The sequence below is a fragment of the Chitinophaga niabensis genome (assembly GCF_900129465.1).
Lineage (GTDB): Bacteria > Bacteroidota > Bacteroidia > Chitinophagales > Chitinophagaceae > Chitinophaga > Chitinophaga niabensis.
Window position 1 is genome coordinate 126201 of sequence record NZ_FSRA01000001.1, and the last position, 14303, is coordinate 140503.

Annotated in this window: 12 protein-coding genes; 6 read left to right on the forward strand and 6 right to left on the reverse strand. The window is 47.4% G+C overall.

Features of this window, described 5'->3' with window-relative positions:
* Positions 1 to 29 precede the first annotated feature (29 nt).
* From lepB to BUR42_RS00520, 3 genes are all read left to right on the forward strand, one after another.
* On the forward strand, positions 30 to 1205 hold the full coding sequence (gene lepB, locus BUR42_RS00510; RefSeq protein WP_074237198.1) for a signal peptidase I: 1176 nt from the start codon (positions 30 to 32) through the stop codon (positions 1203 to 1205).
* Between the two features lie 108 nt (positions 1206 to 1313).
* On the forward strand, positions 1314 to 1811 hold the full coding sequence (locus BUR42_RS00515) for a cytidine deaminase (RefSeq protein WP_074237200.1): 498 nt from the start codon (positions 1314 to 1316) through the stop codon (positions 1809 to 1811).
* A gap of 47 nt (positions 1812 to 1858) precedes the next feature.
* Positions 1859 to 2869: a tetratricopeptide repeat protein gene (locus BUR42_RS00520; RefSeq protein WP_084185242.1), complete on the forward strand. Its 1011-nt coding sequence runs from the start codon at positions 1859 to 1861 to the stop codon at positions 2867 to 2869.
* Positions 2870 to 2872: 3 nt separating this feature from the next.
* Here BUR42_RS00520 and BUR42_RS00525 read toward each other — a convergent pair whose 3' ends face one another.
* Complete coding sequence (locus BUR42_RS00525) at positions 2873 to 4804, reverse strand: arginine--tRNA ligase (RefSeq protein WP_074237203.1); 1932 nt, start codon at positions 4802 to 4804, stop codon at positions 2873 to 2875.
* Positions 4805 to 4939: 135 nt separating this feature from the next.
* Between BUR42_RS00525 and BUR42_RS00530 the strand changes: the two genes are divergently transcribed.
* Positions 4940 to 5617, forward strand: coding sequence for an HAD family hydrolase (locus tag BUR42_RS00530; protein ID WP_074237205.1), 678 nt, complete (start codon positions 4940 to 4942; stop codon positions 5615 to 5617).
* On the opposite strand, the gene BUR42_RS00535 is transcribed toward BUR42_RS00530, so the two are convergent.
* The 3 genes from BUR42_RS00535 to BUR42_RS00545 all read right to left on the reverse strand — a co-directional run bounded on the left by BUR42_RS00535 (position 5614) and on the right by BUR42_RS00545 (position 8326).
* Positions 5614 to 6171 carry a porin family protein gene (locus tag BUR42_RS00535; protein WP_074237206.1) on the reverse strand — a complete coding sequence of 186 codons (558 nt, stop codon included), beginning with the start codon at positions 6169 to 6171 and terminating at the stop codon, positions 5614 to 5616. The two genes, BUR42_RS00530 and BUR42_RS00535, sit on opposite strands and share 4 nt — an antisense overlap.
* 98 nt (positions 6172 to 6269) lie before the next feature.
* The gene (locus BUR42_RS00540) at positions 6270 to 6851 is read right to left on the reverse strand and encodes a porin family protein (protein ID WP_074237209.1); all 582 of its coding nucleotides are present in this window, start codon (positions 6849 to 6851) and stop codon (positions 6270 to 6272) included.
* Between the two features lie 110 nt (positions 6852 to 6961).
* On the reverse strand, positions 6962 to 8326 hold the full coding sequence (locus BUR42_RS00545) for an OmpA family protein (RefSeq protein WP_074240360.1): 1365 nt from the start codon (positions 8324 to 8326) through the stop codon (positions 6962 to 6964).
* A gap of 209 nt (positions 8327 to 8535) precedes the next feature.
* On the opposite strand from BUR42_RS00545, the gene dnaK reads away from it, so the two are divergent.
* Positions 8536 to 10452: a molecular chaperone DnaK gene (gene dnaK / locus BUR42_RS00550; RefSeq protein ID WP_074237211.1), complete on the forward strand. Its 1917-nt coding sequence runs from the start codon at positions 8536 to 8538 to the stop codon at positions 10450 to 10452.
* A gap of 52 nt (positions 10453 to 10504) precedes the next feature.
* On the opposite strand, the gene BUR42_RS00555 is transcribed toward dnaK, so the two are convergent.
* Both BUR42_RS00555 and BUR42_RS00560 read right to left on the reverse strand, forming a co-directional pair.
* Positions 10505 to 11797, reverse strand: coding sequence for an amidohydrolase (locus tag BUR42_RS00555; RefSeq protein ID WP_074237212.1), 1293 nt, complete (start codon positions 11795 to 11797; stop codon positions 10505 to 10507).
* A 55-nt stretch (positions 11798 to 11852) separates the two neighbouring features.
* Positions 11853 to 12383 (reverse strand): ester cyclase, encoded by a 531-nt coding sequence (locus tag BUR42_RS00560; protein WP_074237214.1) that lies wholly within the window; start codon positions 12381 to 12383, stop codon positions 11853 to 11855.
* A 212-nt stretch (positions 12384 to 12595) separates the two neighbouring features.
* Between BUR42_RS00560 and aspT the strand changes: the two genes are divergently transcribed.
* Positions 12596 to 14290 (forward strand): aspartate-alanine antiporter, encoded by a 1695-nt coding sequence (gene aspT, locus BUR42_RS00565; protein ID WP_074237216.1) that lies wholly within the window; start codon positions 12596 to 12598, stop codon positions 14288 to 14290.
* The last annotated feature ends 13 nt before the right edge of the window (positions 14291 to 14303 follow it).

The following is a 14303-nucleotide window of genomic DNA, read 5'->3' on the forward strand; positions in this document are numbered from 1 at the left end:
TGTTCTTTCAACTAACTAAACGATATCGAATGAACCTGGCATTTTGGAGAAAGAAGGATGGTCAGCCTAAGAAGAAAAAGTCTGCGGTACGCGAATGGCTGGATGCAGCTTTATTCGCCGTAATAGCGGCTACGCTGATCCGCACCTTCATTTTTGAAGCATATACCATACCTACGCCTTCAATGGAAAAAACCTTACTGGTGAATGATTTCCTGTTCGTCAGCAAAGTTAGTTACGGTCCCCGCATCCCCATGACACCATTAGCAGTACCCTTTACACATCATACCCTTCCCCTAACAAAATATACCAAAGCCTATTCGGAAGCGGTTTCCTGGAAGTACAGGCGCATGCCGGGTTTTGGTGATATCAAAAGGAACGATGTTGTGGTATTCAACTTCCCTGAAGGAGATACCGTAGCCCTTGAGCATCAGGACGAAAGCTATTACGAGCTGGTTCGCCGGATGGGCAGGGACGAAGTGTGGAGACAGTTCCAGGTAACCTCCCGCCCGGTAGATAAACGCGAAAACTACATTAAACGTTGTGTAGGTATTGCCGGAGATTCCCTGGCTGTGAAAGACGGTATCGTGATCGTGAATGGCAGACCTGAAACACCACCGCCGGCCAGCCAGCGTTTTTACCATGTAACCACTTCGGAGAATCAGACCCTGAACCCGATGCGCCTCGAAGAAATGGGAGTGGACAATACACCGGAAATGAAAGTAGCAGGCAGGATGAGTTATAACCTTACGCCTTCGGAAGCCAAAGAGATCGGTGCTTTCCCCATCGTGAGCAATAACATCCAGCCGTTCCTGGATAACACGGAAGATGGCGTTTGGCCGCAGGATACCGCGCATTTCAAATTCACCATCGATAACTTCGGCCCTATCTATATTCCCCAGAAAGGTGCTACCGTATCACTGGATAGCAGCAATATTGAGTTATACCGCCGCATCATTGCCGTGTATGAGAATAATACCCTGGAAACCAAAGGTGGCCAGTTTATTATCAATGGCAAGGCCACTAATATCTACACCTTCAAAATGAACTATTACTGGATGATGGGGGATAACCGCCATAAATCCCTGGACTCCCGTTATTGGGGATTTGTTCCGGAGGACCATGTGGTAGGGAAGGCCTGGCTCATCTGGATGAGCTATGGTAAAGGTGGTATCCGCTGGAGCCGCCTGTTCAGGACCATCAGATAATTACACTCAAAAGGTTAATAACCAGCAGGGAACAGCATCGTTGAATTTCGAAAAGCATTACCTTCGGAATCCGGCATTTGCTGTTCCCTGTTTAATTAAACCCAATGTATGGAACTGAGATCCCAACAGATCATATTTGAAGAACACACGGACATTTCTTCCCTATCCCCGGCCGATGCTGCCCTGCTGCGTGCAGCCAGGGAAGCCACCAAACACGCTTATGCTCCATACTCTCATTTCAGGGTAGGAGCGGTATTGCAGTTAGCCAACGGCAAACAGGTGATAGGTACCAACCAGGAGAATGCTTCCTACCCGGTAGGGATCTGTGCGGAAAGAACAGGGCTTTCGGCCGCTTCTTCCCAATATCCGGAAGTACCGGTGCAAACCATCGCCGTCAGTTATCATAATGAGCAGGGAGACAGTTCCCGGCCCATCAGCCCCTGCGGGCTATGCCGGCAAACCCTGGCGGAATATCAGCAGCGCTTCAAGGCTCCCATCAGGCTGATCCTGTCCGGCCTTACCGGAAAGGTGATCGTGATCGGGGATGCCCTCCAGTTATTGCCCCTTTCCTTTTCCTCGGATGACATGAAATATTTTTCTTTATAAATTAATCTTTATTTATATTTGTCAAAGCGCGTAAAGTGCTTTTTTATATGTTCCTATACCGTATCCTACACCTATGCACCTTTGTGCTGGCTATGTTTATTATTGTGCCAGCCTTTGCGGGATCACCGTCCGGTGATAACCGTGCCAGGAAATTATATAAGGAGGGATTGCAGCTCAAGAAGGATGGCCGGCTGGACGAAGCGCAACAGCGTTTTATGGCTGCTATCGCGGTTGATGGTGCTTTTGCGGCGGCATATATAGAACTGGCCGGGATCTACCGCCTGCAGCAGCAGCCGGAGCCGGCTAAACAACAATTACTCATTTTACTGGAAAGGTCTCCTGAACATCCGGCTGCGCTGGAAACGCTGGCGGGCATCTTTTACGAGCAAAAAGCGTATGAGGATGCACTGACCTATGCTTACCGCGCGCAACAACAGGGCTGCCGCAATATGCACAGGATCATCGGGTTAAGTTATTCTTACCTCGATCATCCGGCAGAAGCTATCCCTGCGCTGGAAAACGCCTGTAAGGAAGAACCGCGGAAGGCAGACTTGCTCTGCCAGGTAGCGCGGTTGTACGCCCAGCAGGAAGATTATAAACAAAGCATCCGTTATTACGAGTTATCACTGCAGGGAGACAGTAGCTCACCGGATGTATATTACGAACTGGGAATGATGAATTTCAATATGGAAAACTACAAAACCGCCGCGGGGGCATTTGAGCAGGCAGCCAGGTTAGGGCGCCCCGTTGACGCAGATCTTTATTTAAACCTGGGTATGGCCCACCTTAAACAGGCCGCTTATGATGATGCCATACGTAACCTGCTCTCTGCTTTAGCATTAAGACCTAAAGACGTTCAGGTAATGACGAACCTCGCCAATGCCTATTATAAGAAACAGGAATTTAAGAACGCTATCACACAATGGAATAACATCCTCCTGCAGCAGCCATTGAACGGCTTTGCCATGTTCATGCTGGGGAAATCGTATATCTGTTCCGGTGAGATTGCCCGCGGGCAGGCCATCTGCGATCAGGCTTTAACCTTAGGGGAGCGGTGATCATTACATCCGCTCCGGTACCGCAATACCCATGAACTTCAAACTTTGTTTGATGGTGTTCGCCGTAAGGGTGGCCATCTGCAGACGCAGCTTCTTCTTATCCTCATTTTCTGCATCTCTTACAGAGTAAATATATTTACCCTGCTCCTTTTTAGCATAAAAGGAATTGAACGTTTGCGCCAGTAAAAATGCATAATTGGCAATCACAGCCGGGCTCATTTCCTTTTGTGCTTCCAGCAGGATAGTATCGAACTGTTCACATAACATGATCAGTTCTTTTTCCATGGGCAGCAATGAGTCGTTATGCGTGTAAGCTGTCAGGCTTTCCAGGTCTGCCGTGCTGAATTCACGCAGGATAGACTGGATACGCGCATAGCTGTATTGTATGAAAGGGCCGGTGAAACCGTGAAGGTCGATAGACTCTTCGGGGTTGAACACCATTTTCTTTTTAGGATCTACTTTCAGCAGGAAGAATTTCATGGCGCCCAAACCGATGGTTTCATACAACTCGCGTAATTCTTCTTCAGAAAAACCTTTCGTTTTACCTAGTTCTTCCGTTTGGGTAGCGGCGGTTTTCACCATTTCCTCTATCAGATCGTCTGCATCCACTACTGTGCCTTCCCTGCTTTTCATGCGGCCATGCGGTAATTCCACCATGCCGTAGGAGAGGTGGTAAATGCCATCTGCACAAGGTTCCTGCAGCTTCTGTAAGATCAGTTTCAATACCTTGAAATGATAGTTCTGTTCATCCGCTACCACGTACAGGCTTTCTTCCATCTGGTAGTCATCGTACTTCAAACGTGCAGTACCTAAGTCCTGCGTCATGTATACGGATGTACCGTCTCCGCGGAGCAGTAATTTCTCATCCAGCCCGTCTGCCGTAAGGTCTATCCAAACGGAGTTATCTTCTTTACGGAACAGCACACCTTTCCGCAACCCTTCTTCCACCAGGTCTTTCCCAAGAAGGTAGGTATTGCTTTCGTAATACATTTTGTCGAAATCAATGCCGAGGCGTTTGTAGGTTTTATTAAAACCTTCGTACACCCATCCATTCATGGTAGCCCAGAGTGCGCGTACTTCCGGGTTGCCCGCTTCCCATTGCTGCAGCATGATCTTAGCCTGCTGCATGATCTCTGTTTTATTACGGCTCAGTTCTTTGATCTCATCCTGTACTTTAGCCAGCTTCTCTTTATCTGCCTGCACTTCCGGTTTATGTGTGGCATTGTGCAGCTTTTCTATCTTATCTTTTTCTGCGCCTTCAAAATCTTTCAGGTTACCTTCCAGCACGCGGGAAATGATCGGCTCTGCCTGATCGCGCAGGATCTTTTCAAAATGTACATAGTAATCACCTACCAGGTGATCTCCTTTGATACCGGTAGTTTCAGGTGTGTCGCCATGTGCAAACAACTGCCATGCAAGCATGGATTTGCAGATGTGGATACCACGGTCATTCACCAGGTTGGCTTTGATCACTTCAAACCCGTTCGCTTTATAGATCTCTGCTACGGAGTAGCCGAGGAAGTTATTACGCAGGTGCCCCAGGTGTAAAGGTTTATTGGTGTTGGGAGAAGAATATTCCACCATCACTTTGCGGCCATTGGCAGGCTTCTGGCCAACCGCCTTATTACCATGTGCATTTTGCAGATACCGGATCCAGTATTGGTCCTGGATCTGGAGATTGAGGAAACCTTTCACCACGTTAAAGCCCGCAAAAAGCGCAGGATTGTTGGCTAAAAGGTATTCGCCCAGCTGCTTGCCGGTTTCTTCCGGTTTCAGGCGGCTGAACTTTGTGAATGAAAATACGACAACAGTATATTCCCCTTCGAATTCTGGCTTGGTTGTGTTAACGGACACATCGTCAGCAGTGAAATTCTGCTGATATAGTGCCTGGATGGCCGCTGCTGCGGCATTTTTGATAGCAGTAACTACACTCATTCTGAAAAATGTTAATGCAAATTTAGACAGCAAAGGTAGTTTTATTAAACCTAATTTAACAGCCTGCTCCCGGATGGCAGGGCAATTTTGCGTAACTTTGCGATACCTGGATTTGTGAACCCGTAAACAGGAACCATGTTGACTACAACTATTACAGACACACAACCGTTCGGGAAGATGGCCATTTTTGATATGGACAATACCCTTCTCCACAAAAGTTTTATTTACACGGCTGCTGATCAGCTGGGATTTATGCCGGAATTGCGGGCTATTGTACAGGCCGGTTATTCAGATGTAGTACGCACCCAAAAGATCGCACAATTGCTGAAAGGCAGGACCCGGGAAGAACTGATAGCAGTCGTACGATCGATCCCGTTAGTGGAGGATGCTGTGAGTGTGATAAAGGAATTAAAAGAAAAAGGATATGTATGCGGCATCATCAGCGACAGTTACACCTGTATCACTAATTATGTAAAGGACCAGCTGGGCATGCATTTCTCCTGCGCCAATGTGCTGGAGTTCCAGGATGATATCGCTACCGGCGTTGTAAGTATTCCCGCTGATTTTTTAAAGCTGCCGGATAATGACTGTAACCATGATTACTGCAAATGTAACATGATGCAGCACGTTCGTAGTCATTATGCCATAGAAATGCAAAATATCCTGGCTATAGGAGATGGAATGAATGATATCTGCATGGTCCGCAAAGCCGGTATTGGTATTGCTTTTAATACGGAACACGATAAGCTGAAGGAAGTGGCGGATCACATCTTTGAAGAACGCACTTTCATGCCATTGCTGGGATTGGCTTAGAACAGGTAGTTCACACCCAGTTGTAATACTTCATTGAAATCCTTCTTAGCCAGTGAAGAGGCACGTATGGTTGTAACTCCCTGGTTGAACCTTACATAAGCGGATACATGCCGCGTGAATTTATACCCTGCACCAAACGCCAGCGCCACATCAAAAACATTAGTATTGTTATCCCTGTAAGGATCTTCAGATTTTATCTCAAAAGGTTTTGCGTGGCGGTTCACCAGTGCGGCAAGCTGCGGCCCTGCTTCCACAAAGAAGCGCTGTTTGAACCGGTATTGCAGGAGTACAGGAAATACAAGGTAGTTATTGTTCTCCTCCTGTTCTCCCTGGGCAGAAAAATATACTTCCGGCTGCAAACGCCAGCTGTCATTTAATCTCAGATGGATCAGGGCACCCAGGTGAAAGGAGTTGCGATGTGTATTGGAAGCGTAATTATCAGAAAGCCAGGTGTGGTTTAATCCGCCTTTGATACCAAAATTGAATACCTTTTTCTGGGCAGGGGCGGGGATGGACAGGCATAGCATACAGCTGAACAGCAGTACTTTTTTCATATAGCAGGTTTATATACCTATTGAAACGGAGAGGATTTAGAAAACGTTACAGCTGTAAATAAAAACAGCAGCACTAAATGCTGCTGTTTCAACAATCGTTATTTTTTTAATTTCCCGAAAGTGTAATACAATCCGAACTGCGCAACAGAATTCTTCTGGCTCTCATCTGATTCAAACACATCCGTTAATCCGAAATTATACCGGGCGCCGATCCCTAAACCAAAGTCAAAGTCATACCCCAGGCCAAAACCCAGTCCAAAGTCTACACCATTCGTCTGGTCTTTAATATCCACGGTTGTTTTACCGTGTTTGTTTTTGGCAGCTACCATAAAGCCCAGTTGCGGGCCTGCTTCCAGGTAGAATTCAGGAATGAGGTGGTACTGTACCATCACGGGCAGGTTGATGTAGTTCAGGCGTACCTTGTATTCTCCCAGGATGGGAACATCGTATTTGAATCCTTGGCCGGAATACAGCAGTTCCGGCTGAATGCTCCAGCTCTCATTCAGACCTACACGGGCAAAACCGCCAAGATAAACAGAAGCCCGGGTGCTTTCGTCCCCGAAGATGGTGTTGGTAACTTTAGCGACGTTCAGGCCGCCTTTTGCGCCAAAAGAGATCTCTTGTGCGCTGGCTTGGGTGAACAGCCCCCCAAATAATGCCAGAAAAGCAAATTTTTTCATAATATGTTATAGTTAGCAGGCTGTCTTTTGGCAAATAGTATGCCGCAAAAAAGGGTGCCGAACTTATATCGGCACCCTTTGGTATGATGACATGTAAAACTGTCAGATTATCAATAGATAGTGAACTCAACACGGCGGTTCTGCTGGCGTCCTGCGGCTGTTTTATTGGTCGCAATCGGCTGTGTTTCACCGTATCCGGTAGCTTCTATCCGGCTTGGGTTCACGCCCTTGCCAACGAGATAGGCTTTCACGGATTCCGCCCTGTTCTTAGACAGGATCATGTTGCTGGCATCTTTACCTACATTATCTGTGTGACCTGCCAGTTTCAGGCTCAGGTTCTTACGTTTGATAAGGTCTGCCACTCTATCCAGTGAAGCAAAGGAACTTGGTTTGATATCGGCCTTGCCGGTAGCAAATTCCAGGTTGGCAATCGCTTCCCTTACCAGGCGGCGGTCGTCTTCCGTAATGATCACTTTTACTTCCGGTTTCACGGTGTCTGGCTTAGGCAGCGGGCAACCGGAACCGTCTACCTTATCGCCGGCAGGGGTGTTCGGGCATTTATCAAAGAGGTCAGAAACACCGTCACCATCACTGTCTGCCTGCAGCTTAGCTACACTGGCAGCCAGTTTGGCGTTGTTTTCCTTCTCTGCGTCCAGTTCCAGCTTCAGTTGATTGCGGGAAGCTTCCAGCTGATCATACATTACTGCAGGGGCATTATGCCATTGCAGTTGCGGTTTGCTGCGGCTACCCAGGCTGAATTCCAGCCCTGCATAACCATAGGCATATTTATCCTTGGAAGGCGCTTTGTTATAGCCGTCCAGGTTATCCCCATCCAGGTAATGCATCGTATAGCCGAGATCGAGGTTCACACCTTCCGAGAGTTTGAACTTCAACCCGGCCCCGACAGGTACAAAGAACTCTTTGATAACACCGCTGGGTTTGTATTCGGTGGTAACACCACCCGGCGTGGTCACTTTCGGGTTATAACCTGCCAAACCGCCACCTACAGATACATACAGTGTAGCGGCGCTTTGTTTGTGCAGCCAGTTAATAGTGGCTAAATTGAAAACGGCATTTAAACTACCGGACCATTTAAGGGACGTTTCGAACGATGCGTAAGGACTGTTTGGTGCCTGGCCATTACCCAATTCACGGCTGTTGTCTGCCTTTAGCTTACCCGCTACAAAGTCCCCCCGGAGGGCGAGGAAGTGCAGTAATTGCCATTTAAGGTAGGCGCCATAGCCATAATTGACCTGCCATTTGGAGAAATCATTGCTGCCGCCGGTAGCAACAGAAGGTATCAATACACCGCCATTAATACCTATGGAAAAAGTCCGGAAGTTCTTACTTCCGCCAAAAACGCCGCCGGAGGATGGTGTGACCTCCGCGGTTTCTGAGGTGGTTGACGGGGTCTGCGCCATGCTTGCGAGGGGTAATACGGTCAACAAGTAAACGACCCATTTGATTTTTTTCATATGATTACGGTTAGTGATACCCATGGAAAACAAATTTTGCGCCACTGTGTTCTACCAAAAAGACATAGTTTTTATTGATATACAAGATCTGGCCAGAAAAACTGACATAATTGCATAAAAGCTGGCTTGGCATAATCATTGACTAACCATGGTCAAGGTCCGGAAACAGTCCGGGCCACACTGTTTCACAAAGGAGAACATTAATTATTATGGGAAAAATCATAGGTATTGACTTAGGAACTACCAACTCTTGCGTTGCCGTAATGGAAGGTAACGAACCGGTAGTTATTGCCAACGATGAAGGCCGCCGTACAACGCCTTCCGTTGTTGCATTTTTAAAGAACGGCGAAAGGAAAGTAGGTGATCCGGCTAAACGCCAGGCCATCACTAATCCTATTAACACTATCATGTCTGTGAAGCGTTTTATGGGTCGCCATTACGATGAAGTATCCAGCGAACTGAATCACGTGAGTTACAAAGTGACAAAAGGCGATAACAACACTACACGTATTGATATAGACGGCAGATTATACACTCCGCAGGAGATCTCTGCCATGATCCTGCAAAAAATGAAGAAAACTGCGGAAGATTATCTGGGCCAGGAAGTAACAGAAGCTGTTATTACTGTTCCAGCGTACTTCAACGACGCGCAACGCCAGGCAACGAAGGAAGCCGGTGAAATTGCCGGTCTTACCGTTCGCAGGATCATCAACGAACCTACCGCAGCTGCATTGGCTTACGGTTTGGATAAGAAACACAACGACAGCATGATCGCCGTGTTTGACCTTGGTGGTGGTACTTTCGATATCTCTATCCTCGAACTCGGTGATGGGGTATTCGAAGTAAAATCTACCAACGGTGATACGCACCTGGGTGGTGACGACTTTGATAAAGTGATCATGGACTGGCTGGCAGATGAATTCAAGAAAGACGAAGCAGTGGATCTGCATAAAGATCCAATGAGCTGGCAACGTTTGAAAGAAGCTTCCGAGAAAGCGAAGATTGAATTGTCTTCTTCCCAGGAAACGGAGATCAACCTGCCATACATCACTGCAGTAGACGGTGTACCTAAACACCTGGTAAAGAAACTTACCCGCGCTAAATTTGAACAGCTGAGCGATAGCCTGATCCAAAGAACGCTGGAACCATGTAAGAAAGCCCTGGCCGATTCCGGTCTGGACCTTTCCAGGATCGATGAAGTGATCCTCGTTGGTGGTTCTACCCGTATTCCAAAGATCCAGGAAGTAGTAGAGAAATTCTTTGGTAAAAAGCCGAACAGAGGCGTGAACCCGGATGAAGTTGTAGCCATTGGTGCTGCTATCCAGGGTGGTGTACTCACCGGTGAAGTGAAGGATGTATTGTTGCTGGACGTTACACCATTGTCCCTCGGTATCGAAACCATGGGTGGTGTGTTCACCAAACTGATCGAATCCAACACTACCATTCCTACCAAGAAGAGCGAGGTATTCTCCACCGCTGCTGATAACCAGCCAAGCGTAGAGATCCATGTACTGCAGGGTGAAAGGCCTTTAGCTTCTCAGAACAGAACGTTGGGTAAATTCATCCTGAACGATCTGCCACCTGCACAACGTGGTGTGCCTAAGATCGAAGTGATCTTTGACATTGATGCCAACGGTATCCTCCATGTAACAGCTAAAGATCAGGGCACTGGTAAATCTCAGAATATCCGTATCGAAGCAGGTAGCGGTTTGAGCAAGGAAGAGATTGAAAAGATGAAAGCAGAAGCGAAAGCCAATGAGTCTGAAGATAAACTGGCACGTGAGAAGATCGAAAAAGTGAACCAGGCAGAAAGCTTAGTATTCCAGACAGAAAAACAACTGAAAGAATACGGCGATAAAATTCCTGCTGAGAAGAAAGCGCCTATCGAATCCGCACTGGAGAAAGTACGCGAAGCCGTGAAAACGCAGGACCTGGCACAGATCGATGCTACCACTGCAGAATTGAACAATGCATGGACAGCTGCTTCTGAAGAAATGTACAAAGCTACACAAGGTCAGCCAGGCGCTGATGGTGGAGCACAGGCAGGGGCACAACAAGGTGGTGCTGGTCAGCAAGGTGCTGCCGGTGATACCGTAACAGATGCAGAATTTGAAGAAGTGAAGTAAGGAATTTCTGAATATTTTAAAAGCCCGGACGTTTATTACGTCCGGGCTTTTTTTATTTCTTCTTATAATCAAAAACGAGATTACAGAATGCCTTCACACCCACATCCAGCATACTATCGTCTATATAAAAGTCCGGCGTATGATGGCTGGGCGCCTGTTTGGGATCTTTGCCTTTGGGCATGCCACCCAGGTAGAAAAAGAAAGCAGGTGCTTTAGTGCCATAGAAGGAGAAGTCCTCTGCACCCGTTACCCAGTTCATGATACTCACTTTGCCGCTGCCTGCCGCTTTCTGTAAAGAAGGAAGCATGCGGGACACCAATGCGGAATCATTAAAGGTGACCAGTGTTTTCTTATCGATCGTAACAGTGGCCTGTGCATTGGAAGCTTCTGCTATTTTAGTGGCCGTGCGGCGGATACGTTCATGCACGTCTGTTTGCATCTTGCTGTCCAGCGTGCGGATAGTACCTTCCAGTAATGCTTCTTCCGGAATGATATTACTCCTTACGCCGGAATGGAATTTACCTACCGTGATCACTACCGGCGCATCAACAATATTTGCCTGGCGGCTTACAATAGTTTGCAGGCCGTTGATGATCTGCGTGCCCACCACAATAGGATCTATACTGTTCCAGGGAGAGGAGCCATGTGATGGTTTACCTTTAATGGCAATGGTGAACCAGTCAGAAGAAGCCATCATAGCTCCTTGTTTATACTGGATCTTTCCTATCTCAATGGAAGAGCTGATATGTAATCCGAATATGGCATCTACCACAGGGTTTTCCATCACCCCTTCTTTCACCATCAGGGGAGCGCCACCTTCTTCTGTGCCCGGAGGGCCTTCTTCTGCTGGCTGAAAGATGAATTTAACGGTACCGGGTATATCTTTCTTCATAGCCGCCAGCACCTCTGCAGTGCCCATTAAAATGGCAACATGGCTATCGTGCCCGCAGGCATGCATCACGGGAACCGTTTGCCCCAGGTATTCTGCAGTAACGGTGGATTTAAAAGGAACATCTGCTTTCTCCAATACAGGCAGTGCGTCCATATCTGCACGCAAGGCAACAACAGGCCCGGGTTTGCCACCTTTCAGCAAACCTACTACGCCGGTTTTGGCAATGCCTGTCTGCACTTCAATACCTAAGCTGCGCAGGTGTGCTGCAACATATTCTGCGGTTTTGGTTTCGCGGTTAGAAAGCTCCGGATGCTCGTGAAGGTATCTCCGCCATTCAATAACCTTAGGTAAAAGCGCAGTGGCCTTTTGTGCGATCTGTGCCTGGAAGTCTTGTGCCTGCAGGGATAAGGAAGATAAAAGAAGGGTGATCAGGATGGTTGATGATCTGTTCATATAGTTCGCGTTGGCTTATGATAATAAAATAAGCCAGTTCTGCGAATTATCCTAATTATTGCGCCAACCCTATCTGTTTCAGGATCCCCAGGTTATCGAAGAACAGGTATTCTTCCTTCATCTTTCCGCCCTCCCAATGCCCGATGGTGACCATGGGAAACTTAAACCGCTTTCCTGTCGGAGCAATCGTTTTATCGCCGCCTGCAGGCATAACATTGGAGAAAGTACCTTCCACAATACCTACCACACAGGTCCATTCCCCGGTACCAAAGCGAATAGGGTGGGCGGTTACCTTTGTGTCCGGGGCAAACACGAACTGTGGTTTCAGTAAGTCTATATGCGCCGGAAAAAGGCCCTGGGATGTGGTGCCATCGGGATAGAATACCTTGATGTCGTCCGTATGGCTGAGGCTCAGAGAGTCCCACAGCTGGTTACTATAGAACTGAAAATCCAGGGAGTCCATGCGGATGAGGCGTTCTGCCGTGACTTTTTCAGCCGCTTCGTATGCATCGATTTTCTTTTGTAATTCATGCACTTTACTGCCATTACAGGATATAAAGGCCAGTGCTGCCAGAAGATATTTCATATAAATGTATTTACAGGCAGAACAACCTTAAGGGCAGTAAAGTTTTTAAACATCATATTGAGTAAGTATTTACCCAATATGTGCGTTGATTTGAACAATTATGCAGGCAGCATGTTTAGTTAAAGCACGGGAGGCGGTACTTGTTCCCCCCTGGTGAAGTTCGTTAATCTTAAACAGGGGTTCCCTTCAAGCCCCGGGCATAAACATATCTTATGGATTGGTTCGTTATTACCCTGCGGCAATATCCTGAATTAGCCGTTTTCCTGACCCTCTCACTGGGCTATTTTATAGGAAGTTTTAAAGTCGGGAGTTTTTCCCTTGGAACAGTGACCAGTGTTTTGCTGGTGGGTGTTTTAGTGGGTCAGCTGGATATTGCCATCTCTGCAAATGTAAAGTCTGTCTTCTTTCTGATGTTCCTGTTTGCAGTAGGTTACAGCGTTGGGCCCCAGTTCTTTGGAGGTTTAAAAAAGGATGGTTTGCCGCAGATGTTATATGCAGCTATTGTTTGTGTGTTCTGCCTCATCTTCCCATTCCTGATCGGTAAATTAATGGGCTACGATATGGGGCTAACAGCAGGTATGCTGGCCGGTTCTCAAACCATTTCAGCTGTAATCGGGGTAGCCTCCGATACCATTAATCACCTGAACATTCCCGCAGACCAGAAAGCATCCCTGATCAATAAGATCCCGGTGGCCTATGCGGTGACCTATATTTTTGGTACAGCAGGTTCTGCCTGGCTGCTGGCTTCCATTGGTCCCCGTTTACTGGGAGGTAACCTGGTTGAAAAAGCAAAGGAGCTTGAACTTAAACTGGGGGGAAGTTCCATCGGAGATGACCCGGCCATTGCTTCTGCATACGACAGGGTGATATATAATGCTTACCAGATAGCCGGACATTCATATGCCTGCAATAAAACGGTGGCACAAACAGAAGCAGAACTGCAAAGTAAAGGAAGGCGTTTATTCATACAACGTATACGCAAAGGGAAAGAGATCAAAGATGTGACGCCGGATACCATTATTGAAGAGAATGATGTGATTGCTTTGGGCGGGAGAAGGGAGTATATGATGAATTATGTGGCGGTAAACGAAAAGGAAGTACTGGATGCGGAGCTCTTAAACTTTCCATTGGAAGTACTGAGTGTAATGATCATCAGAAAGGAAGTGGTAGATAAAACGCTGGCTGAATTGCGCCAGGCAGACTATATGCATGGTGTGGTAGTAAGAACTATAAAAAGGGCCGGGATTGAAATCCCCGTTCTGCCTAATACAAAGCTGAACAAAGGGGATATGATTGAGCTGATAGGTACTAAAAGGGATGTGGAAGCAGCTATCGTACATATTGGTTATGCGGACAGGCCAACCAATACAACAGATATGATCTTTGTGGGGCTGGGTATTTTACTGGGTGGTTTGTTTGGGGCTATATCACTGCGGATAGGAGGCCTGCCCATCAGTTTGAGCACCAGCGGCGGAGCATTGATCTCGGGTTTGATCTTCGGCTGGTTAAGAGGGCAGCACCCTACATTCGGGCGTATTCCTGAACCTGCTTTATGGGTGATGAACAATGTAGGGCTTAATATGTTCATTGCGGTTGTAGGCATCACTGCAGGCCCCAGTTTTGTAGAGGGCTTTAAAGAGGCCGGCTGGGGCTTGTTCATAGCAGGTGCAGCAGCTACGGCATTACCACTGATATTTGCCCTGTTGCTGGGGCGGTATGTTTTTAAGTTCCATCCCATCATTACGTTAGGCTGCGCAGCAGGTTCCCGTACTACAACTGCTGCCCTGGGCGCTATACAGGACGCCGTTAAGAGCAAGACCCCCGCTTTGGGTTATACCGTTACATATGCTGTTGGTAATACATTGCTGATCATCTGGGGGGTGCTCATCATTCTTTTAATGAGTTAAACCATTAACCTTC